This window comes from Agrobacterium sp. 22094 (assembly GCF_052046015.1).
Classification (GTDB): Bacteria; Pseudomonadota; Alphaproteobacteria; order Rhizobiales; family Rhizobiaceae; genus Agrobacterium; species Agrobacterium cavarae.
Genome location: NZ_JBQEPX010000001.1, coordinates 499,828 through 522,015 on the forward strand (window position 1 = coordinate 499,828; position 22,188 = coordinate 522,015).

Sequence of the window (22,188 nt, forward strand, 5' to 3'; positions counted from 1 at the left end):
GCTGGTGAAGATCCTCAAATATATATTTATTGTTCTGGCTCTTGCCGTTACGGGCATCGCTCTTGGCGTGGCTGTGCCAAGGCAGCCGACCCTCTCCGATGACGCGTCGCCTGCGGAATCATCCCGTCGCATTTTGGTGCTCAGCAATCCGATCCATACCGATATTGCGGTGCCGGTGGATGCGGACTTGCTGGCGCGCTTTGCCTTCCTGCGGGATGGCAACCTCGAGATCAATCATCCCGGCCTTCGCTATATCGTCTTCGGCTGGGGCGGTCGGGCGTTCTATACGCAAACGCCGACATGGGCGGATCTTAAACCCATGCCTGTATTGAAGAGCTTTACCGTCGACCAGTCGGTGATGCATGTGGCGCTTGCCGGCGATATCCCGCTGTCAGAACCGAGTGTCATGGCGGTTGATCTCTCGGCTGCGGGATATGCGAGAATGCTCGATTTTATTGTTGCGAGCTTTTCACGGCCGGAGGGGAGGGAGGTTCCGCTCATTGGCCAGTCTTACGGTGCAGACGATGCGTTTTTCGAAGCGGAAGGCGCTTTCAACGTGCTGGTCGGCTGCAACATCTGGACGGCGGCGGCCCTTCGGCAGGCGGGGATCGGCACGGGGTGGTGGACGCCGTTGCCCTGGCTTTTAACGACGTCCTTGCGTTTTCATAATGATGCGGGCGTGTTCTCAGGTGGGCCGCGGCGGGTCGGCGGGTTAGGGTGAGCGACGGTCGAGCCGGTTGGCACTGTTGCTGTACCCCTTACGTTCAACGCTTCGGCGCGCCCCGAATTGACACGACACTGCCAGTCGGATGACATGGCACCTGAAGCCTCGCCCGAAGAAAGCCAGCCACAATGCTCGACCTTCACCAACTTCTGATCGTCTACATCGCCTATATCATTGCGACCGCGAGCCCAGGCCCGAGCAACATGACGATCATGGGCGTCGCCATGAGCCAGGGCAGGGCGCCGGCTGTGGTGCTTGCACTTGGGGTCATGACCGGGTCTCTCACTTGGGCTGCGATTGCCGCAACTGGCCTCTCCGCCGTGCTGGCTTCCTTCGCCAATGCGCTGTTCGTCATCAAGATATTGGGTGGGATCTATCTGCTCTATCTGGCCTACAAGTCTGCGCGCTCGGCTTTCATCAACGCGCCGCAAGCAGGAATTGGCGCAGGGAATGGCGGCAAGGCGGATTACGGCAAGCTCTATCGGCGTGGGCTTTTGCTGCATCTCACCAACCCGAAGGCGGTTCTCGGGTGGATGGCGGTCATGTCGCTTGGCCTCAAGCCCGGTGCTGGTCCTGCCACGCTTGCCGCGATCGTTGGCGGTTGCGGGTTGCTTGGCTTGGTGGTCTTCTGTGGCTACGCCCTTCTGTTCTCCACCGCGCCCGCCATCCGCATGTATCAAAAGGCCAAGCGCTCGATCGAGGCAACGCTTGCTCTCTTCTTCGGCTTTGCGGGTATCAAGCTGCTGCTCAGCAGGGTTTGATAGACTGCGGCAATCAGACGGGAATTCACATGTCGCACGAAACCCACACCACCCGCTTCACCCGTGTCTGCCCGATCCTGCGTATTTTCGATGAGGCCAAGGCGCGGGAGTTCTATGTCGACTTCCTCGGCTTTTCGGTGGATTGGGAGCATCGTTTCGGAGAGAACTTTCCGCTTTATATGCAGGTTTCGCGCGCAGGATTGGTTCTTCACCTTTCCGGACATCATGGCGATGCGACGCCTGGTTCGACTGTGTTTGTCGAAACCCTTGGCGTAGAAGCCTATCGGTGCGAGCTTGCGGCGAAGGACTACACTTACATGAAGCCGGGCGTCGAGCCGCTGCCTTGGGGCCTGCAGATGGAAGTGACCGATCCCTTCGGCAATCGTATCCGCTTCTGCGAGCGGCTAGAGACGGAAAGCGCTTGACCCTTCTGCAAGATTAAATCATAGAACGCGCCAATAGCGAACCGCCTGCACGAACCCTCGTGCGGGCGGTTCGTGCGTTTTAGGGTTCATTTCTGCAATTCGTTTGCATCTGCACGGGGTTTCGCCATGAATGATGAAGGTAACGCTCTCGTCCGAAAGCTGGCTTTCTGGGGCATTCCGTTTTCGTTTCTCGTCCTTGGACTGAAACTCTCGGCATGGTGGGTCACGGGCTCCGTCGCGCTGCTGTCCGACGGTCTGGAATCGACCGTCAATGTGGTTGCGGCCTTCATTGCTTACTTCGTCATTCGCTATGCGCAGAAGCCAGCCGATGACGATCATCAGTTCGGCCACCACAAGGCAGAATATATATCTGCTGTGGTGGAGGGTGTGCTGATCGTCGTGGCGGCGCTGTTGATCGTCAAGGAAGCCTGGGGTGGGTTGTTCGAACCGCGCCTGCCGGAAGCGCCGGTGCTGGGTCTGGCGATCAATGCGTTTGCCGGCGGTCTCAATGCGGTCTGGGCGACGATCCTCATTCGCGTCGGTCGCAAGCATGCTTCGCCTGCGCTGACGGCCGATGGCCATCACATCATGTCGGATGTCGTGACCTCGGTTGGCGTTCTGATCGGCCTCGTGCTGGCGATCGTTACCGGCTATGCGATCCTCGATCCGCTGCTCGCCATTCTGGTTGCCATCAATATTCTCATCCAGGGCTCGAAGGTCATTCTCCATTCGCTGAGCGGATTGATGGACAAGGCGGTGGAGCCTGAGGAGGACGAGGCAATCAAGAAGGCCATTGCAGAGCATTCCGCTGGCGTTCTCAATGTGCATGACTTGAAGACGCGCCGGGCAGGGTCTGCCGCCTTCATCGATTTTCACGTCGTCGTGCCCGCCAGCATGTCGGTGGGCGCGGCGCATGAGATTTGCGATCGCCTTGAAGATGCCATAAGGGGCGTGATACCCGGGGCCACACTCGCCATCCACGTCGAGCCTGAAAGCGAACAGGCGCATGGCGTCAGGGTCAATGTTTTAGAACCAGGAGTTTAAGCCATGTCAGTGACGGATGTTTCCGGCCTATCTCAGCTGGGCGCGCAGGTCGCAGCCCCTGAAAATCCAGAAAGTGCCGTTCTGGAGCGCGTGCCGAATGGAAATGCAGGGACGGATTACGTCGTGCGCTTCACCGCGCCGGAATTCACCTCGCTGTGCCCGATGACGGGACAGCCGGATTTCGCCCATATCGTCATCGACTATATTCCCGGTGACTTTCTGGTGGAATCGAAGTCGCTGAAACTCTTCCTGCATTCCTTCCGCAACCACGGTGCCTTCCACGAGGATTGCTCGATCTATATCGCCAAGCGGCTGGTCGATCTGCTGGCGCCCAAGTGGCTGCGTATTGGCGCTTACTGGTATCCGCGCGGCGGCATTCCCATCGATGTGTTCTGGCAGACCGGGCCAGCGCCCGAAGGCGTCTGGCTGCCGGATCAAGGGGTGGCGACCTATCGTGGTCGCGGCTGACAGCCTATCCAGGAATCTCCGTTGGTCGCCTGCAAATTGCAATGTCTGCGATTCCAGTGCTCACACCAACGGAAGTTCCTGATCAAGACTCAGACGAAGGAGCTATCGTCGCCTGAGTCGTAATCCGTGTCATTGCTGCTGTCGTCATAGCTCGGGTCATTGTCATCAGGCGTGTAATCGGCCTGCTGCACGTCGTTGCCGTTGTTATCGGCATTGGCCTGCTGTTGGTCGTCGCCATAGTAATTGTTGATGACCGTTTCCTCGACTGGCGCATTGCCAAGTGCATTGCCGCCGGAGAAGGGCGAACCCCAACCGGATGACGCCATGTGGTTGGAGAAGATGCCGCTTAGAGAATTGGCAAGCAGCATGCCGCCTGCGACACCCGCGGCGGTTCCAAGCGCACCCTGAAGGAAACTGCCGCCACCGCCACCGGAGCGTCCGAAGCCGGATGTCTGCTGGCTCCACGGCCCACTCGGCTGCTGTGGCTCGGTGCTTCTGCCCCAAGGTCCAGATGTCTGGCCGGACATATCGTTGCGATAGATCGACTGCGGCTGTGGGGGCTGCGGGGTTGGAGCAGGGGCGGGCGCCTGCGGCTGGTTGGTGCCGAAAATGGAGCTTAGGAAGCCGCCCTGGGTTCCGCGCTGTTGATCGCCCGCACCGGTTTCCAGCTGGTGGATGCGTTCTTCAAGCTGCTTGATGTGGGCGGCGGCCGCTTCCAATCCCTTTTCCTGCACGATGACGGCCTGTGCGAGGTAATAGGGTGCATGCGGCTGATCCCGGACCGACTGGTCGATCAGCGCTTCGGCTTCCGGGTCACGGGCGGTGGACGATGCGGTCCTGATCCTGTCGAACAGGCCCTTGAGCAGTTGGGTTTCTTCTGGTGACATCTCTTGCCTCCTTGGCATGTCGAGAAACGCATACCAAGGAAGTAGAGTTCAAATCGGATTTTTCAAAGCCCCGATTTCTTACATTTCTGTAATCCGATACCTCATCCGCCAAAGGCGAGCGAGAGACCTGCCAGCGCTGTCAGGCCACCGGCGATGCGGGCTGCGATGGGACCGAAGCGCGAGACGCCCAGACCAAGGGCCACACCGGCAAGATGCAGAAGTGCTGTGGCGATCATAAAGCCGATGCCGAACTGCAGCGCGCCAGCCGTTCCAAGTTCCCCGCCATGGGCGTGACCGTGGAAGAGTGCGAAAACGCCGACAATGGCGGCCGCCGCAACGGTCGGCAGCTTGGCAGCGATGGCGACCAGAAGGCCAAGACCGATGACGGATGCAAGGATAGCAGGCTCGACGAAGGGCAGTTCGATGCCGTAGACCGCCATGAAGAAGCCGATCGCCATGGTGCCGACAAAGGCTGCCGGGACAGCCCACAATGCGTTTTTGCGGCCTTCTGTCGTGGCGATCTGCGATGCCCAAAGGCCAACGGCCACCATGGCAAGGATATGGTCTGCACCAAACAGCGGGTGTGAAACGCCGGCCATGAAGGAGCCGTGCTCTTCCGGATTGAGATGGGCGAAAGCGGGCAGGGTGGTGGCGCCAAGGCCGGCTGCGGCAAGGATAAGTCTTTTCAACATCGTTCCCTCTTCAAATGTCTGGTCGGGTGCCTGCCGTTCTTGGGATAACGGCCACACCTTATCGCAACCAACGATATGTCGATTCAGAAGAGCCTGTCCATGCGGCATTTGCCGGTGGTCCATGGATTGATCGCTTTTATTAAGCAGTTCCGCGCCTTGTCTTTTTCGCTCATTGTTTTACGACACAAATCACACTATGTCCGATAGGCACTGAATTATGTTGGAGACCGTCCGTATGAACGAAGAAGAAGACGACAAGAGCAAGGAACTGCCGATCGGTAAAGAAACGGAAGCGAATCTTTTCAAGTCGCGTTCGATCTTCATTTATGGCGGTATTACCCAGGAACTGGCGCAGAAGGTCTGCACGCAGCTTGTCGCCCTCGCTGCTGCGAGCGACGACGACATCCGCGTCTACGTCAATTCGCCAGGCGGCCACGTCGAGTCCGGCGACAGCATCCACGACATGATCAAGTTCATCAAGCCGAAGGTCTACATCATCGGCACGGGCTGGGTCGCATCTGCCGGCGCGCTGATCTACGTATCGGTGCCGAAGGAGCGTCGTCTTTGCCTGCCCAACACCCGCTTCCTGCTGCACCAACCCTCCGGTGGTACGCGCGGTATGGCGTCCGACATCGAAATCCAGGCGCGTGAAATCATCAAGATGAACCAGCGCCTGATCAGGATCTTCTCCAAGGCCACCGGCCAGACGGAAGAAAAGATCGCCAAGGACATCGATCGCGATTACTGGCTCGGCGCAGACGATGCCGTGTCCTATGGTCTGGTCGGCAAGATAGTCGAGCACCAGTCGGAAGTCTGACAGTCTGTCCGATAATCGCCGTTGGTGGACTGCAAATGGCAATTTCTGCGCTTCCGGTGCTCACGTACCTTAAGTACGCTGCGCTCCAGTTCTCGAAATCACCATTTTCGTCTCACCATCGACAATTCTTGAACAGACTGTGAGACGTTTCGATCTGGATTCAAAGCCCGTACCGGTGAATGCCGGCGCGGGCTTTTGCTTTGGGTCTGAAGTACGGTCGTCTCCCACCGCAACCTCACGCAATGTGAGGCCTGCAAGGCAAGCGAAAGAGCAGGTCGGCACCCGGAATGGCTGTAATGGCCTTGCACGACTCTGTGTTTTTTGGTCAGCCTCTACTCGATCCATTATCAGAGTAGACCATGTTCAAAGATTTCTCCCTCCAGGCCCTGTTCATGGGCTGCCTCACGGCTTTCGTCGGCTTTGCCAGTTCCTTTGCCGTGGTGCTGCAAGGGTTGAAGGCGGTTGGCGCGACGGATTTCGAGGCGGCGTCCGGCTTGATGGCGCTGTCGGTTTCGATGGGGCTTTGCGCCATCGTGCTGTCGGTGACAACCAGACTGCCGGTCAGCATCGCGTGGTCCACGCCCGGAGCAGCACTGCTGGCGACAACGGGCGTGATCGAGGGCGGGTTTCCGGCTGCTGTGGGCGCCTTCATCATCTGCGCCGCCTTCATCATCATTGCCGGGCTGTTCCGCCCGCTTGGGCGCGCGGTGGCCTCCATTCCGGCGCCGCTTGCCAATGCCATGCTTTCGGGCGTCATCATCGGGCTCTGCTTTGCGCCGATCAAGGCCATCGGTTTCAATCCAGCACTCGGCCTGCCGATCATTCTGGCCTGGATCGTCGTTGGGGCCTTCAAGCGGCTGTTTGCCGTGCCTGCCGCACTCGCAGCTTTCGTGCTGGTGATGATCTTCGGTGTGGACATCCCCGCTGGTGCCTTCGATGCGCTGGCGCAATCTTTGACGCCGCCGATGGAATGGGTGACACCGAGTTTCAGCCTGCATGCGGTGGTTTCCATCGCGCTGCCGCTCTTCATCGTCACCATGGCATCGCAGAATATTCCCGGCATCGCGGTGCTCAAGGTCAATCATTACGATCCGCAGCCCGGGCCACTCTTTGCCACGACCGGCTTCTTTTCGCTTCTTTCAGCACCCTTCGGCGGCCATGCGGTCAACCTCGCCGCCATCACCGCCGCCATGTGCGCCGGCGAGGATGCCCATCCCGATCCCAGGCGCCGCTACTGGGCCGCGATCATTGGCGGCGTCGGCTACATCATCTTCGGCCTGCTGGCCGGTGTCGTGACCGCCTTCGTTGCATTGGCGCCGCCCATTCTCATTCAAGCGGTGGCAGGACTGGCGCTGGTCGGCGCCTTTTCAGGTTCGGCGGTTGCTGCCTTCAAGGAGCCGGAGACGCGGGAAGCGGCGGCGATCACGTTTCTCGTCACGGCATCCGGGCTTTCCTTCGGTGGAATTTCCGGTGCATTCTGGGGTTTGCTCGGGGGAGGGCTGATGTTGGCGCTGCAGCGGGCGGTCATCGCCGTGCGAGCACGCTCGCTAAAATGACAAGTCACGGCAGAAGATTACTTGTCAGATCAAAAACCGCTGTTTATAGAAAAACCATGACCAGTTGCACCAAGACCTTTTCCGGCATGAGCGCGCAGATTTCTGCGAAGGCTTCGCCGTGCGGTGCACTCTCGCTTCTTAGCCTCGACCTTACACGCGGTTGCCGGGTCCAGTGAGGAGCGCCCGGCGGCCGAAAGCCCGCTGGTGCCAATGCTCCTCATCTCGAAATCTCATTTCATTCTGGATTTAGGCCCGACAACGGGTGAAGCATCCGCCAGCGGCTTTTCAAGCGCCTGGATGCTCAAGGAGCAAGACGATGGACGCGAAGACAAACAGCATTTCCAAGGGCATGCCGGAAGCAGGCGTGAAATATCGCCCTTATCCTGTCATCAACATTCCCGACCGCACATGGCCCGGCAAGACCATCGACAAGGCCCCGATCTGGTGTTCGGTGGACTTGCGTGACGGCAATCAGTCGCTGGTCAATCCGATGGGTCATGATCGCAAGGCGCGCATGTTCAAGCTGCTGTTGGACATGGGTTTCAAGGAAATCGAAATCGGTTTTCCATCCGCCTCGCAGACGGATTTCGACTTTGCCCGCTGGTGCGTGGAAGAGGGAAATGTGCCGGATGACGTATCGCTGCAGGTGCTGGTGCAGTGCCGCCCGGAACTGATCACCCGCACCTTCGAGGCGCTGGAAGGTGCCAAGAACCCCATCATCCATTTCTACAACTCCACCAGCGAATTGCAGCGCCGCGTGGTCTTCGGCAAGGACGTCCACGGCATCAAGCAGATTGCCGTCGATGCGGCGAAGATGATCACCGACATGGCGGCAAAGGCTGGCGGCGGTTATCGCTTCGAATATTCGCCGGAAAGCTTTACCGGCACGGAGCTGGAAGTGGCACTGGACATCTGCAACGCCGTCATCGATGTGGTGAAGCCGACCGCCGACAACAAGCTGATCCTCAATCTGCCATCCACTGTCGAAATGGCGACGCCGAACATCTATGCCGACCAGATCGAATGGATGTGCCGCAATATCGACAACCGCGAAAATGTCATCATCTCGCTGCATCCGCACAATGACCGCGGCACGGGCATTGCCGCCACCGAACTCGGCCTGATGGCGGGCGCCGACCGCGTTGAAGGCACGCTGTTTGGCAATGGCGAGCGTACCGGCAATGTGGACGTGGTGACGCTGGCACTGAACATGTATACTCAGGGCGTGGACCCGGAACTGGATTGCACCGATATCGAGCGCATCAAGGCCGTCTACGAATATTCCAACGAAATGACGATCCCCGAGCGTCACCCTTATGTCGGCGAACTGGTCTACACCGCCTTTTCCGGCTCGCATCAGGACGCGATCAACAAGGGCATGAAGGCGATCAAGGTCGCCAATCACCCCGTCTGGGAAGTGCCCTATCTGCCGATCGATCCGAAGGATGTCGGCCGATCCTACGAGGCGATCATCCGCATCAACTCGCAGTCCGGCAAGGGTGGCATCGCCTATATCCTGCAGGAGGATTACGGCCTGAACCTGCCGCGCAATCTGCAAGTGGAGTTTCGCGAGGACATTCAGAGAATCACCGACGAGGAGGGCGTGGAACTGCCCGCCAAGCGCATTTATGAGCGCTTCATGGAGCGCTACGTGACGCAGTCCAATGCGCGTCTGAAATTCGTTGATCACCACACCTATCCGGCCGGCGACTTCAAGGGCGTGCGCGTCGTTGCTGCCGAGATCATGGACAAGGGCGAAGTGAAGCGGATCGAGGGCAAAGGAACAGGTCCGATCGACGGCTTCATCAATGCGCTGTCGACCTATCTCGGCATCGATCTGTCGGTGAACGACTATTCCGAACACTCGCTGCAGCACGGCTCCAACGCGTCGGCCATCGCCTATGTCGAGATGGAGCACCCGGGCGGCAAGCTCTTTGGTGCGGGTATCAACACCAACATCGTTGCGGCTTCGCTGGAAGCGATCGTTTCTGCGGCCAACCGCGTGCTGGAAGAGCGGGCGAAGTAAGTGGCGCGTATCTGGTCAGCCCGAGTTTCGGGCTGACGTCCTCTTCGTTGCGCAGACGCGCAACGGCTGGATCCCTGTGACAAGCACAGGGATGAAGGGAGAGTGAGGAGCCCTTCGAAAGATCATAAGCCGTGCAGGTAGTGAGAAATATCCTGCCAATCGGGGTTCTCCGCCTCTATGAGGTTCAACTTCCATTGGCGAGGCCATTTCTTGATCGTCTTTTCACGCGTAATTGCCGTCGTCAGCAGATCGTACTCTTCAAACCAGACCAGGGTTTTGACATTGTACCTGGATGTGAAACCCGGCGTTAGCTCGTTTTGATGTTCAAACAGCCTGTTGGGCAAGTCCTTCGTCACACCGGTGTAAAGCGTACCGTTCCGCTTAGAGGCAAGGATGTAGACATAACCCTTCATGGTCTCATCGTGCCTAGAGAAAGATGACGATGCAAGATGCTCACGTCTGGGCGCACTTAGCCCAAGGCGCGGAAGTCTTTGATTGGCAGGACGGTTTCAATGACCTCCCTCATCCCTGTGCTCGTCACAGGGATCCAGCGTGATCAAGTCTTTGATCACTCAAGACTCTTCCTCCAACCAGACCGATCTACTCCTCCGGCGCCTGTTCCACCGGGTTGCTGAACCCAAGCGGGCGGCCGTTGTGGTAGAAGACGCGGATGTCTTCGAGTTCTATGCCGGTTGCCTTCTCGTTGAGGCTGAAGCGTTCGCAGGTCACCTCCCATGTGCCAGGGCCGCCCGAAATGTTGAAGAGATTGTAGCCGGCGCGGGGTTTTTCACCGCCCGGTCCCTGGCTTGCGGAAGCAATGCCGACGACAGGGATGTGGTCCTGGCCACGATGGGTGCTGAGCCAGTAGACGGTGTTGAGGTGGGTGTGGCCGTGGAGCACGAGTTCGGCGCCGCCGGTGCCGAGTGCTGCAGCGAAGCGGCGGATGCCGATCATGCGCTTGTGGGTGGCGGCAGCGCCGCGCACGGGTGGGTGGTGGATCATCACCACGCGGAACAGGCCTTGCTCTCCGGCCTTTTTTAGCAGATCCGCGGTCGCACGCGCCTGGCGGCGGCCGAAATATCCCGTGGCTGAGAAGGGTGGGGTGGCGATCGAGGTGGAGCAGCCGATCAGTGCGACTGGGCCACGCACGCGCATATAGGGAAAGATCTTGCGGTCTTCATTCCAGTCTTGCGCATCGCCATCGCCTCGAACGTAAGGATACCAGGCCGCCATCGCCTTGTCGTGTGCGCCAGGCACATAGGCGTCGTGGTTGCCGGGCACGACGGACACCTTCAGCGGGTCGCCCACCTCCTCCAGCCAGTCGGCGGCGGCACGGATTTCGATGCCGGTTGCCAGATTGACGAGGTCGCCGGTGATCGCAATGTGATCGGGCGCCTTGGTTTCCATATCGTCCACCAAGCGCTCCAGCGTGTCGGTGAAAAGATGCTTGCGGCGGTTGAGCCGCCAGTTCACAAAGCCGGTGATGCGCTTGGACGCCAATTCGCGAAAGGTAAGCTTGGGCAATGGGCCGAGGTGAACGTCGGAAATATGGGCGAGCTTGAACATGGGGTCAGACATATCGTATCCGTGTTGAGGCGTCCAATGCGAAGCCTCGGCATTTCAAGGGGATAAGTGCTTCAATCGGGCAGAAACCCATCAGGTGACGGAGAGTTGAACGTTGGTTGAGAACCGCAAGCTCGGTGAAGGGTTCCGGCAACTCTTTCGGAATATTGCCAAAAGGATTGTTCACCGGTTCTTTTTCCTGCGGCGCGGCATGACGCTTGGGGTGCGGGCGGCGTGTTTCGATGATGAGGGTCGCATCTTTCTCGTGCGCCACACCTATGTCTCTGGCTGGCATATGCCGGGCGGCGGCGTTGAGCGCGGTGAAACGGGCCTGCAGGCGCTGCACAAGGAAATCCGCGAAGAGGGCAATCTTGTCGCGACGTCTGTGCCCCAACTCGTCCACGTCTAATTCAACAACCGCACGAGCGATCGCGACCATGTGCTGTTCTATCGCCTCAGCGTTAGACAGACCGCGGTGAAGGTGCCGGATCGCGAGATTGCCGAGAGCGGGTTTTTCCCGCTCGATGCTCTGCCCGATGGGACGACACCAGCGACGCGGCGTCGTCTCGCGGACCTCACGGGTGACGTTTTGCCGGACGATTACTGGTAGCCTCCCGCCAGGCGAGCGCGATCATGGGCTTTTTCGAGCTCCAATTCCGGTCCAACCGGGACGATGCCCGTCGGGTTGATCGTCTTGTGGCTGCGGTAATAATGCTCCTTGATGTGGCGCATATCGACCGTCTCCGGCACGCCGGGCGTCTGGAAGAGATCGCGCAGATAGCCGGTGAGATTCGGGTAGTCGTGAATGCGGCGGATGTTGCATTTGAAGTGGCCGACATAGACCGGATCGAAACGCACGAGCGTGGTGAACAGCCGCCAGTCGGCCTCCGTCTGCTCAGCCCCTAGAAGAAAGCGCTGGTTTGAGAGGCGTTCTTCAAGGATGTTGAGTGTTTCGAAGACCTTGATGGCACTTTCCTGATAGGCGTCCTGCGTGGTGGCAAAGCCCGCCTTGTAGACGCCGTTGTTGACGGTGTCGTAGATCAGGTCGTTGAGCTGGTCGATTTCACTGCGCCTTTGTTCCGGATAGAAATCGAGCTCAGATCCGGTCAACGCATCGAAGGCGCTATTGAACATGCGGATGATCTCCGCCGACTCATTGGAGACGATGGTGTTCTGCTGCTTGTCCCAAAGAACGGGCACGGTGACGCGGCCGGAATAGTGCGGATCGGCCTTGGTGTAGACCTGCCAGAGAAACGACGAACCGAAGAGATGATCCTCCGTCGCGCCCGGCGTGCGCTCCTCCTGAGGCTTGAACTCCCAGCCGTTTTCCAGCATCAGCGGATCGACGACGGAAACCGAGATATAGTCGTCGAGCTTCTTCAGCTTGCGGAAGATGAGGGTGCGATGCGCCCAGGGACAAGCGAGCGAGACGTAGAGGTGATAGCGATCCTTCTCCGCCTTGAAGCCGCCCTTGCCGGAGGGGCCGGGCTCGCCATCGGCGGTGATCCAGTTGCGGAACTGCGAAGCGCTGCGCTTAAAATGGCCCTTGGTTTCCTTGGTGTCGTACCACACATCCTGCCAAACGCCCTCGACCAGCCTGCCCATCTGCATTCTCCCTTTGTTTCTTCTCTCACCCTAAGGCGCGCAGCGGTTAAAGCGAACCCTCGCATCGATGAACAATGCGTTCTCCCTTCGTGAATGCAACCGCAGGGCCATTTGTTCTGGACCGTCTCATAATTTCCTGATATCTGCGATTTTCATAATCTTGAGGAAATTCTCCCCTATGACCGAACCACGGACGCTCCGACGACGCTGACGCTCTTCTTGCCCTGTCAGGCAATGTCAGGCGCACCGTCACATATCGTCATGTCCGTATTCAACGTTCCGGTCTTTCCATGTCCAAGCACGAACTGGTCTACCTCACCGAGGACGCGTCTCACGACGCCGTTATCGAACTCATCAATGCTGAAGCTTTCGGCCCAGGCCGGCACACACGCGCTGCCGCGCGTATCCGCGAGCAGGGGCCTCATGACCGCTCGCTCTCCTTTATCTGCGCCGATGATGGCGAGACCATCGCTTCGGTGCGGATGACGCCGGTTCGCGCAGGTGAGGTGAAGGGCCATATGCTTGGGCCGCTGGCGGTTCGGCCCTCGCACAAGAACAGGGGCATCGGGCGTGAACTGGTGCGCATTGCGATTGCAGCTGCCAAGCGCAAGGGCTCCGAGGCGGTAATCCTGATCGGCGATCCACCCTATTACATGCCGCTCGGCTTCGAGAAGGTCGCCTATGGTGCGCTCGATTTTCCAGGACCTGTCGACATGAACCGGGTGCTCGTCGTGCCCCTGGCGGACGATGTTCATGCTCGACTGAAAGGCACGATTGGCTGGCGGAATGACGACGCCAAAGCGGTAGGTGCGCAGGACGAGGTTGCGTTTAATCTGCCTCTTCGTGCCATGGGTTGACTCAACCGCAGCTATAACGCCTTGACAGTCTCTACCAGCGGACCGTAGCACTTTGCTCCAGGGTTACGACTTTGGTCGCAAGGGGGCGATGATGACGTCAATTACGATGAACGATGCGCTGGATCGCGCAGGAGCCGGTGCCTATCAGCGCCGGTTGATGGGTATCTTCGGGCTGGTCTGGGCGGCGGATGCCATGCAGGTGCTGGCGGTGGGCTTCACCGCCGCCTCGATTGCTGCGACGTTCGGGCTTACCGTGCCGCAGGCACTGCAGACGGGGACCGCATTCTTCCTCGGCATGCTGCTCGGCGCCATCGGCTTTGGGCGCTTGGCGGATCGTTACGGTCGCCGTCGGGTCTTGATCGTCACCGTGGCCTGCGATGCCGTCTTCGGCATTCTCTCTATATTTGCACCGGATTTCACCATTCTTCTGGTTCTGCGCTTCCTCACGGGTGCAGCAGTCGGCGGTACGCTGCCGGTGGATTATGCGATGATGGCGGAATTTCTGCCGGCAAAAAACCGCGGCCGCTGGCTCGTTCTTTTGGAAGGCTTCTGGGCCGTCGGAACGCTCGTGGTGGCAATTGCCGCATGGATTGCGAGCCTTTACCAGCTCCAGGATGCGTGGCGCTACATCTTTGCCGTCACCGCGTTCCCTGCGCTGATCGGCATCGGCCTGCGTTTCCTCGTGCCGGAATCGCCGCTCTATCTGTTGAAGAGCGGTCGTTCTGAAGAAGCGAAAGTCGTGGTCAATGCCATGCTGAAGACCAATGGTCGCGCGCAACTGGATGCAGGCACAGGCATCGCCCAGTCCAAGGCTGTGAAGGGGCAGGGCCTGTTTTCGCCGGCTCTTCGTCAGCGCAGCATCATGATCCTTGCCATCTGGTTCCTGGTCTCGGTCTCCTATTACGGCGTCTTCACCTGGATGCCCGCCCGACTTGCGGGTGAAGGCTTCGGCTTCGTCCGCGGCTATGGCTTCCTGGTCCTCGTTGCGCTCGCCCAGATCCCCGGCTATGCGCTTGCCGCCTACGGCGTGGAAAAATGGGGCCGCAAGCCAACGCTGATCGGCTTCTGCCTGCTTTCCGCGCTCGGCTGCCTGCTCTTCACACTCGCGACGACCAGTACGATCATCGCCGCGTCTCTGCTCCTGATGAGCTTTGCGCTGCTCGGCACATGGGGTGCGCTCTATGCCTATACGCCGGAGCTCTACCCGACGGAATCACGCGCCACGGGCATGGGGGCAGCCGGAGCCATGGCCCGCCTCGGCGGGTTACTGGCACCCTCGGTGCTTGGCTACGCCGTCGCTCAAGGGTTTGGGTTTGCAGTTGGCATATTCGCAGGTCTTCTGGTGCTGGCGGCAATCGCTGCAACGATGATCAATGCCGAGACGCGGCAGGTCAGCCTGTCTTAAAACTCGCGAGCCTATCATCCAGCCTGAGTGGGTATGCCCGCTCAGGCGTCAGACCAGCAATTTCTTCAAGTACGTCATGGCGTAATTCGGGCCGAACTCTGCAATCTGGCCGAAGATCTCGTAGCCGCATCTCTGGTAGAGCGTCAGCGCGTCAGCACTCATCGTGTCAATATAGGCGCCGGTGCAGCCGCGTTCGCGGGCTTCGTCTTCTGCCATTTGAAGAAGCTTCGGGCCAAGTCCTTGTCCGCGCAGGTCCTCGGGAATGAAGAGAAGGGCGGTGTAAAGCCAGCCGCGGGCGGTGTGGCCGGAGAGGCCACCGATCACTTTGCCGTCTTCGTCTTTCAGCGCGATGACCAGTTCTTTCCAATCGGCAGGGCCGAAGCGATGGAGATTGTAGTCTTTCAGGCCAGCGAGAATGGCGGCCGTGGCGCTCTCATCCGCGCCATCGCTGAGTTCGATCTCGTAGTGCATCCTATCTGCCTTCGCGCCACCACAGAGCAGAGAAGGCCAGCAGCAGGGCGGCGAGGCCGGCGAAGCCTGCAAAGAGTGGCAGGGTGTTGACGCCCTTCAGCACGGTCTCATCCGTCATCCGGATCAGCATGCGGTCATTGTCCGCAACGCGGACCTCGCCGCGCACAGGGAGAATATCCGGCAGGACCACACGATTGGCATCGTCTACCACGCGATGGACGCTGCCTCTTGTCGTATCGGCCAGAGGCTTCAGCGTATCCGTAGTGGAGATCATCGCCTTGAATTCCGGGGCATCGACCGCGCCGACATGAACCAGCGTGGTGAAGTCACCATTGGAGACTTCGTAGAGACCCGTCTCGTTCATGCGGCGCTCGATCTTGTAGAGACCGGAGTCCGTTTGGGTGAAGTTCATCGTTTCGGTCTTGCCGGATGGGAATTTGACCGTGGCGTCGCCCGGATTGTCGCCGATGGTCTGGCGGGTGATCTCGAGCATGCGGCCATTGGCGCGCGCCGTTAGGGCCTCTTCCTCAAGTTCCGGCTCCTTCATCAGCCAGTGGGCGATGCGGCGATAGAGCGCCACATGCGGACCACCGCCTTCAAAGCCACGCGCCCAGAGCCAGCCCTGATCCGAAAGCAGCATGGCAACGCGACCTTCGCCCTGGCGGTTCAGCACCAGAAGAGGGTCCTGGCCGGCGCCGAGCATGACTGTCTGGCCCTGGGGTTGTTCCACGCCGACAGTGCGGAACCATCGACCCCAATGGGGTGGCTCGTCGCCAGAGCCTTCCAGACCGCGTGTGACCGGGTGCTTCTTTCCGGCTTCGGAAAGGCGGGGGAAGAATGCGCCCTGATTGACCTGGCCGGTCGGCTGGGCGGGCAGCACCGATTCAAGCGGCGTCATCGCAATCGAATCCTGGCCCGCATGTTCGGGGCCTGCGGCAATAAGGAGCGCGCCGCCCTTCTCCACATATTGGGCGATGTAATCATAATAGAGGATCGGCAGTACGCCACGATGCTGGTAGCGGTCGAAGATGATGAGATCAAAATCGTTGATCTTTTCGACGAAGAGTTCACGCGTCGGGAAAGCGATCAGCGACAGTTCGTTGATCGGCGTTCCATCCTGCTTTTCCGGCGGGCGCAGAATGGTGAAGTGAACGAGGTCGACCGAGGTGTCCGACTTCAACAGATTGCGCCAGGCACGCTCACCGGCATGCGGCTCCCCGGAGACGAGCAGCACACGCAGATTCTGGCGAATGCCCTCGATGACATGGACGGCGCGGTTGTTGGCGGTGGTGACTTCGCCCGGCAGCTCAGCGACGGAGAATTCCATCACGTTGTTGCCGCCGCGCGGAACCTTGAAGGTGAAGGGAATGGGGCGTCCCGGCACGGCTTGCAGATTGCCGATTTCCTGGCCGTTCATCTTGATGGTGACATTCGCCGTGCCGCTTTGCGTGCGACCCTCGTCGAAGACGCGCAATGTGAGTTGCTGCTCTTCATTGACGATGCCGAAGCGGGGAGCGCGAACGACCTCGATGCGGCGATCGAATTCGTCGGCGCGGCCGGTGATCAGGCCATGGATCGGCGCCTTGAAGCCAAGCGTCTGTTCGACATCCGGCGTAGCGTTGGGGATGTCGTGGATCTGACCGTCGCTGAGGAAGATCGCGCCACCGACGCGCGAGGGCGAGACATCCGAGACGGAGGCCGAGAGCGCCGAGAAAAGGTTCGTGGCGGGCGAGTCGCTGTTCTCATCGTTGCGAACTTCGACGATGCGCGGCTCGATGCGGGGGAAGCGGGCAAGACGCTCCCGAAGGTTTGCCAGCGCCTGATCGGTCTGCGCGGTGCGCTGCTGCACGTCCTGGCTCTGCGACCGGTCGACGATCACCGGCACGATGGTGGAGAGCGGCTCGCGCTCCTCATTGGTCAGCAGCGGATTGGCGATGGCGAGTAGAAGGGCTGCAAGCGCAAGTCCGCGCAGCCATGCGCCGCGCACGCCACGCAGCAGACCGGCGACAGCCAGAACGAGAGAGGCTGCGGCCAGAATGGCGATGACGGTCCAGGGGAGGAAGGGGGCGAATGAGAGCGTCATGCGTTACTGCCCCAGTCTCTGGAGAATATCGGGCACATGCACCTGATCGGCCTTATAGTTTCCGGTCAGCATATACATCATGATGTTGACGCCGGCGCGATAGGCATATTCGCGCTGCATCTCGTCTGGCGGCACGGTTGGCAGAACCGGCGCGCCATTGTCATCCACCGCCCAGGCACCGGCAAAGTCGTTGCCGGTAATGATGATCGGCGAAACGCCATCGCCCGAAGACGAAATGCCGGAGGTGGTTTTGGCCGCATCCTGGCGCGACTCGACCCAAAGCGGGCTGCCGGTGTAGCGGCCCGGGAAATTCTTCAGCAGATAGAAGGAGCGTGTAACGACATGGTCCTGCGGCACGGGTTCCAGCGGCGGAATATCGACATTGGCGAGGATTTCCTGAAGCCGCTGGCCGTTGGCGCTGGTGCCGCTGTTCAAAGACGAAAACTGGTCGCGCGTATCGAAGAGCACGGTGCCACCGGCGCGCATATAGGCATCGATGCGGGAAATGGCCGCCGTTGATGGCATGGGTGCTGTGGCGGAAATCGGCCAGTAGATGATCGGATAAAAAGAGAGCTCGTCCTTGGAGATATCGAGCCCGACCGGCGCACCCGGTTCCAGCGTCGTGCGCCAGGTCATGAACTCGGTCAGCCCCTGCAATCCCTGTTGGGAAACCCGATCGACATCATCCTCGCCCGTCTTCACATAGGCAAGATGGGTGGTGTCGAGACGGTTGAGGATTTCTTCGTCACCCGGCTTGGCGTCATTGGCATGGACCGGATTTGGCGTCAGCAGGGCGAAGGCACCGAGTGATGCAATGAGGATTGCGGCCGCAGATGAGCGCGCGCGCGGCATCCTGGAAAATGCGCCATTCATGAAGAGGATGATCAGGCTATCGGCAAAGAGCATGAGAAGAGCCGCGATGAAGAGAGCAGGGCGCAGCGACGTCGCCGCTTCGCCGACGAGACCTTCGGTGGCGACGGGCGTGCCGGCAAGTGACGTGTCGATCGAGCGAAGCGTCGCTCCAGGTGGCAGCAGGTTCAAGGCAACGAAGCCGGTTTCCGTGCCGTAGAGGCCGGGCGGATTGTCGAAACTTGCGCGCGGCGCTTGACCGGGGCGCGCTTCCAGCGGCCGGGCGGCGCCAATATCGGGCGAGAGCGAGCCTGTCGCGGTCAACACGCGATAGGGCGGCAAGGCTGCGGCCGGCGCATTTGCAGACGCGGAAGAGCCGCCGACCTGCGACTGCTGAACAATCCGGCGCAGCATCTCGACGAAGTGGCCGGAGATGGGCAGGTCCGACCAGCTTGCTTCGGCACTGACATGGAAGAGCACAATGCGACCGGCATCGACCGTGCGCGTGGTCACCAGCGGCGTGCCATCGGCAAGGCTTGCCCAGGTGCGCTCGGCAAGATCGGGCGTCGGTTCGGCGAGAACCTGGCGCTTGATGTGAACGCCTTCGGCGCGCGGCATGCCGGCAAAGGGACCAAAATTGGGGAAGTCCGCCAGCGGCTGCGGCTCGGCCCAGGACAAAGCGCCGCCGAGAGCGCGTTCGCCTTGGCGCAAGGTCACCGGCACCAGCGGATCTTCTGCCGGTGCGGCGGCAAGACGTGGACCGGCAAAGCGGATCAGCGTACCGCCACGCGAAAGCCAGCGTTCGAGCGGCGCATAGGTTTCCTGCGGCAAGCGGCCGATATCGGCCATGACGATGACGGAAGGGTTGGTCTGCAACAGTTCGGGAATGGCGACGGCCAGATCGGGCTGCTGCTGTGGCACCAGATCCACATAGGGCTGGAGGGCGCGGCTGATGTAGTACAGCGGCTGGAGCAGTGGCTGGAAATCATTGCCGGTCTCACCGGCAAGAAGCGCTACGCGACGGCGGCGGAAGCCGTCATCCAGAAGATGGACCGCACCAGCGGTGGACAGCCGGTCGATAGAGAGACGGGCGAAATCATTGCGCAGCTCGAATGGCGCATTGATCTTCGCGGTGGTTTCAGCGGCACCGGGCGCAAAGCTTGCGCCGTCGCTGGCGAGAATACGCCCCTGGGAGTCCTGCGCGTTGATCGTGTAGTTGGCCGCCCCACTGGTGCTAAGGCGAGAGAGGGACACCGTCATGGTGTCGGCACCGTTCTCCGCGCCGGTAATCGCGGCAACCTGCTGACCGTCGCCTTCGATCACACGGAACTCGGAGGCCTGCAGGCTGGCAAGGCTGCTCAGTGCCGCGCGGTCTTCCGGCGTTGCGACGCCATCGGTGATATAGGCAAGCGTACCGGGCGCGGTGCCGTTCATCGCCTCGATGACGGACTCGGCAGCGCGAACACGGTCCGGCACTAGCGGTTGTGGCTTGGCGGCGGCGAGCTTTTCCAGTGCGGCTGCCGTCGTGCCAGACTCGGCGTCATGTTCGCGGTCCGCGGTGAAGGTGAGAGCCACGGGGCGCTCGGCGCGCTCCGCATCGCCGATCAAGGCCTCTGCGGTTCTGACGCGGCGCTCCCAATCCGGGGCGGCAGCCCAGCTATTGTCGACGATCAGCACCAGCGGGCCGCTTCCCGCCAGCGTGTTGTTGCGCGGATTGATGACCGGATCGGCAAGCGCAAAGATGACGGCTGCGGCCAGCAGCATGCGCAACAGTGTCAGCCACCATGGGCTTTTCGATGGTGTTTCCTCGCGCTTCAGAACCGTTGCGAGAATGCGCAGCGGCGGAAAGACTTCCGCCTTCGGGCGCGGTGGCGTGAGGCGCAGCAACCACCAGATGGCGGGCAAAGCGAGCAGGCCGAAAAGAATATAGGGGCTGGTGAAGACGAAGGGGAGCGCGCTCATGGGCGGTCTCCGTTTCGCCCGCCAGCCGGTGAGCCGGAGAGATACATGTGCATGGCGACCAGCGCTTCGGACGCCAGATGGTCGGTGCGGTGGAAGATAAAATTCCAGCCAAGCCGGCGCAGCGACGAGGAAAGCGCCTCACGACGGGCGAAATAGGCGCGGGTATAGTCCTCGCGGATCGTTTCCGCCCGGCCGGACGTCAGCTTCTCGCCCGTTTCGGGATCGGAAAATTCCGTGCGCCCGCTATAGGGGAAGACCTCTTCCGCCGGATCGGCAATCTCCACCACGTGACCGCCAAGACCACGGCGTGCCAGCGGTGAGAGCCGCTCCATGATCGTGGTCGCATCATCGAGAAAATCGCCGATCAGCACGATGTCGCTGGCGCCACGGATCATGCTGGTATCGGGAAGGCCGGTGGTGGCGGGTGCGTGCATGATGGCATTGGCCAGCCGTTCTGCCGCGTTGCGGGCGGAGACCGGTTCCATGATGCCGGGGCAGCCGATGCGCTCACCGGAACGGGCGAGGATCTCCGCCAGTGCCAGCAGCAGGACAAGCGCGCGGCTTTCCTTGGAGACGGTGCCCAGCGTCGATTTATACATCATGGAGGGCGACAGATCCGCCCAGAGCCAGATCGTGTGAGCGGCTTCCCATTCGCGATCGCGCACATAGGTATGATCGTCGCGGGCGGAACGCCGCCAATCGATGCGCGACAGGCTTTCACCATCGGCATAGGGGCGGAACTGCCAGAAGTTTTCGCCGATGCCGCGCTTGCGGCGGCCGTGCCAGCCGGCGGTCACGGTGTTGGCGATGCGCCGGGCTTCGACCATGCAATCCGGCACCAGAGCGGCGCGTTGGCGCGCACGGGCCAGCACGTCGCTGCCCGATGTCTGCTCTACGATCTGGCCGATGGATGCCACATGCGCTCCTGTCTGTTTTTAAAGTCCGTCGTCTTCTTCGGTGACGGCTTAGTTCTTGGCGTGCTCTACGAGGCCGGCAATCACGTCACGTACCGACATTCCCTCGGCGCGTGCGGCAAAGGTCAGGGCCATGCGGTGTTCCAGTACGGGTTCTGCCAGCGCATAGATATCGTCGAGCGAGGGCGCCAAACGGCCTTCGTAGAGCGCGCGGGCGCGGGCCGTCAGCATCAGGGATTGTCCGGCACGCGGGCCTGGACCCCATGCGACGTTCTTGTCGGTCAGCTTGTTGCCCTGGCCTGGGCGGGCAGAGCGGACGAGCGAGAGGATCGCATCCACCACCTTGTCGCTCACAGGCATCTGGCGGATCAGGGTCTGGATTTCGATCAGCCGCTCGGACTCGATCATGCGGCGTGCTTCGGCCGATGCCGTTCCGGTGGTGTCGAGAAGGATCTGGCGTTCGGCGGCAAGTTCCGGATAATCGACATCCACCTGCAGCAGGAAGCGGTCGAGCTGCGCTTCGGGAAGCGGATAGGTGCCTTCCTGTTCCAAGGGGTTCTGGGTTGCGAGCACATGGAAGGGCTTGGGCAGATCGTAACGCTGGCCGGCCACCGTGATGTGATACTCCTGCATGGACTGCAGCAGCGCCGATTGGGTGCGCGGGCTGGCACGGTTGATCTCGTCGGCCATCAGCAACTGGCCGAAGATCGGTCCCTTGATGAAGCGGAAGGAGCGACGGCCGCTCTCATCCTGATCCATGACTTCGGAGCCGAGAATATCGGAGGGCATCAGGTCGGGGGTGAACTGAATGCGGTTAGCATCAAGCCCCAGCACCGTGCCGAGCGTGGTGACGAGCTTGGTCTTTGCCAGACCCGGCACGCCGACGAGCAGCGCGTGGCCGCCGGAGAGAATGGCGAGAAGCGTGTTCTGCACCACTTTTTCCTGACCGAAAATGACCTTGGAAACTTCGCCGCGAATGGCGGCAATATCGGCCAGCGCCTTTTCCGCAGCGGCGACGATCGCCTTTTCGTCGAGGGTTTCGGTGGTGTTCATAACGCCCATATGGCTCTCCTCAAAAC

At 60.5% G+C, this 22,188-nt stretch carries 20 protein-coding genes and 1 pseudogene; 11 read left to right on the forward strand and 10 right to left on the reverse strand.

What is annotated here, in order from left to right; genetic code table 11:
- Window positions 1–4: 4 nt before the first annotated feature.
- From ACTJK5_RS02415 to queF, 5 genes are all read left to right on the forward strand, one after another.
- The gene (locus ACTJK5_RS02415) at window positions 5–721 is read left to right on the forward strand and encodes a TIGR02117 family protein (protein ID WP_440611758.1); all 717 of its coding nucleotides are present in this window, start codon (window positions 5–7) and stop codon (window positions 719–721) included.
- Between the two features lie 131 nt (window positions 722–852).
- Window positions 853–1,485, forward strand: coding sequence for a LysE family translocator (locus ACTJK5_RS02420; RefSeq protein WP_312807902.1), 633 nt, complete (start codon window positions 853–855; stop codon window positions 1,483–1,485).
- A gap of 29 nt (window positions 1,486–1,514) precedes the next feature.
- Entirely contained in the window at window positions 1,515–1,910 is a 396-nt protein-coding gene (locus ACTJK5_RS02425) for a glyoxalase superfamily protein (protein ID WP_335322233.1), read from the forward strand.
- 126 nt (window positions 1,911–2,036) lie between these two features.
- Window positions 2,037–2,954, forward strand: coding sequence for a cation diffusion facilitator family transporter (locus tag ACTJK5_RS02430; RefSeq protein ID WP_112955125.1), 918 nt, complete (start codon window positions 2,037–2,039; stop codon window positions 2,952–2,954).
- A 3-nt stretch (window positions 2,955–2,957) separates the two neighbouring features.
- Window positions 2,958–3,422, forward strand: coding sequence for a preQ(1) synthase (gene queF / locus ACTJK5_RS02435; RefSeq protein WP_062426350.1), 465 nt, complete (start codon window positions 2,958–2,960; stop codon window positions 3,420–3,422).
- 89 nt (window positions 3,423–3,511) lie between these two features.
- On the opposite strand, the gene ACTJK5_RS02440 is transcribed toward queF, so the two are convergent.
- Both ACTJK5_RS02440 and ACTJK5_RS02445 read right to left on the reverse strand, forming a co-directional pair.
- The gene (locus tag ACTJK5_RS02440) at window positions 3,512–4,309 is read right to left on the reverse strand and encodes a DUF2076 domain-containing protein (protein WP_440611759.1); all 798 of its coding nucleotides are present in this window, start codon (window positions 4,307–4,309) and stop codon (window positions 3,512–3,514) included.
- A gap of 101 nt (window positions 4,310–4,410) precedes the next feature.
- Window positions 4,411–5,001, reverse strand: coding sequence for a HupE/UreJ family protein (locus ACTJK5_RS02445; protein ID WP_062426352.1), 591 nt, complete (start codon window positions 4,999–5,001; stop codon window positions 4,411–4,413).
- A gap of 235 nt (window positions 5,002–5,236) precedes the next feature.
- Between ACTJK5_RS02445 and ACTJK5_RS02450 the strand changes: the two genes are divergently transcribed.
- The 3 genes from ACTJK5_RS02450 to leuA all read left to right on the forward strand — a co-directional run bounded on the left by ACTJK5_RS02450 (window position 5,237) and on the right by leuA (window position 9,400).
- Window positions 5,237–5,818, forward strand: a complete 582-nt coding sequence (locus ACTJK5_RS02450) for an ATP-dependent Clp protease proteolytic subunit (protein WP_062426353.1) — start codon at window positions 5,237–5,239, stop codon at window positions 5,816–5,818.
- Window positions 5,819–6,177: 359 nt separating this feature from the next.
- Window positions 6,178–7,374, forward strand: a complete 1,197-nt coding sequence (locus tag ACTJK5_RS02455; protein ID WP_335322234.1) for a benzoate/H(+) symporter BenE family transporter — start codon at window positions 6,178–6,180, stop codon at window positions 7,372–7,374.
- 316 nt (window positions 7,375–7,690) lie between these two features.
- The gene (leuA, locus tag ACTJK5_RS02460) at window positions 7,691–9,400 is read left to right on the forward strand and encodes a 2-isopropylmalate synthase (protein ID WP_111846805.1); all 1,710 of its coding nucleotides are present in this window, start codon (window positions 7,691–7,693) and stop codon (window positions 9,398–9,400) included.
- Window positions 9,401–9,522: 122 nt separating this feature from the next.
- On the opposite strand, the gene ACTJK5_RS02465 is transcribed toward leuA, so the two are convergent.
- Window positions 9,523–9,813, reverse strand: coding sequence for a GIY-YIG nuclease family protein (locus ACTJK5_RS02465; protein ID WP_111846806.1), 291 nt, complete (start codon window positions 9,811–9,813; stop codon window positions 9,523–9,525).
- 187 nt (window positions 9,814–10,000) lie between these two features.
- Window positions 10,001–10,966 (reverse strand): metallophosphoesterase family protein, encoded by a 966-nt coding sequence (locus ACTJK5_RS02470; protein ID WP_062440214.1) that lies wholly within the window; start codon window positions 10,964–10,966, stop codon window positions 10,001–10,003.
- A gap of 208 nt (window positions 10,967–11,174) precedes the next feature.
- Between ACTJK5_RS02470 and ACTJK5_RS02475 the strand changes: the two are divergent.
- Window positions 11,175–11,573, forward strand: a pseudogene (locus ACTJK5_RS02475) (NUDIX domain-containing protein).
- Here ACTJK5_RS02475 and ACTJK5_RS02480 read toward each other — a convergent pair.
- Window positions 11,564–12,568, reverse strand: a complete 1,005-nt coding sequence (locus tag ACTJK5_RS02480; RefSeq protein WP_111846807.1) for a glutathione S-transferase family protein — start codon at window positions 12,566–12,568, stop codon at window positions 11,564–11,566. The pseudogene ACTJK5_RS02475 and the gene ACTJK5_RS02480 sit on opposite strands and share 10 nt — an antisense overlap.
- Before the next feature lie 290 nt (window positions 12,569–12,858).
- Between ACTJK5_RS02480 and ACTJK5_RS02485 the strand changes: the two genes are divergently transcribed.
- Both ACTJK5_RS02485 and ACTJK5_RS02490 read left to right on the forward strand, forming a co-directional pair.
- The gene (locus tag ACTJK5_RS02485; RefSeq protein WP_440611760.1) at window positions 12,859–13,425 is read left to right on the forward strand and encodes a GNAT family N-acetyltransferase; all 567 of its coding nucleotides are present in this window, start codon (window positions 12,859–12,861) and stop codon (window positions 13,423–13,425) included.
- A 91-nt stretch (window positions 13,426–13,516) separates the two neighbouring features.
- Entirely contained in the window at window positions 13,517–14,830 is a 1,314-nt protein-coding gene (locus tag ACTJK5_RS02490) for an MFS transporter (RefSeq protein ID WP_376782002.1), read from the forward strand.
- 48 nt (window positions 14,831–14,878) lie between these two features.
- Here the strand turns inward: ACTJK5_RS02490 and ACTJK5_RS02495 are convergent, their stop codons facing one another.
- From ACTJK5_RS02495 to ACTJK5_RS02515, 5 genes are read right to left on the reverse strand one after another with little or no spacing between them, the layout of a single operon-like run.
- Window positions 14,879–15,301, reverse strand: coding sequence for a GNAT family N-acetyltransferase (locus ACTJK5_RS02495; RefSeq protein WP_440611761.1), 423 nt, complete (start codon window positions 15,299–15,301; stop codon window positions 14,879–14,881).
- A 1-nt stretch (window position 15,302) separates the two neighbouring features.
- A complete protein-coding gene (locus ACTJK5_RS02500; protein ID WP_440611762.1) occupies window positions 15,303–17,384 on the reverse strand; it encodes a hypothetical protein in 2,082 nt (693 codons plus the stop codon).
- Between the two features lie 3 nt (window positions 17,385–17,387).
- Window positions 17,388–20,195, reverse strand: a complete 2,808-nt coding sequence (locus ACTJK5_RS02505) for a DUF4159 domain-containing protein (protein WP_440611763.1) — start codon at window positions 20,193–20,195, stop codon at window positions 17,388–17,390.
- On the reverse strand, window positions 20,192–21,112 hold the full coding sequence (locus ACTJK5_RS02510; RefSeq protein WP_062440233.1) for a DUF58 domain-containing protein: 921 nt from the start codon (window positions 21,110–21,112) through the stop codon (window positions 20,192–20,194). The genes ACTJK5_RS02505 and ACTJK5_RS02510 overlap by 4 nt, the downstream gene beginning before the upstream one ends.
- 48 nt (window positions 21,113–21,160) lie before the next feature.
- Complete coding sequence (locus tag ACTJK5_RS02515; protein ID WP_062426366.1) at window positions 21,161–22,171, reverse strand: AAA family ATPase; 1,011 nt, start codon at window positions 22,169–22,171, stop codon at window positions 21,161–21,163.
- Between the last annotated feature and the right edge of the window lie 17 nt (window positions 22,172–22,188).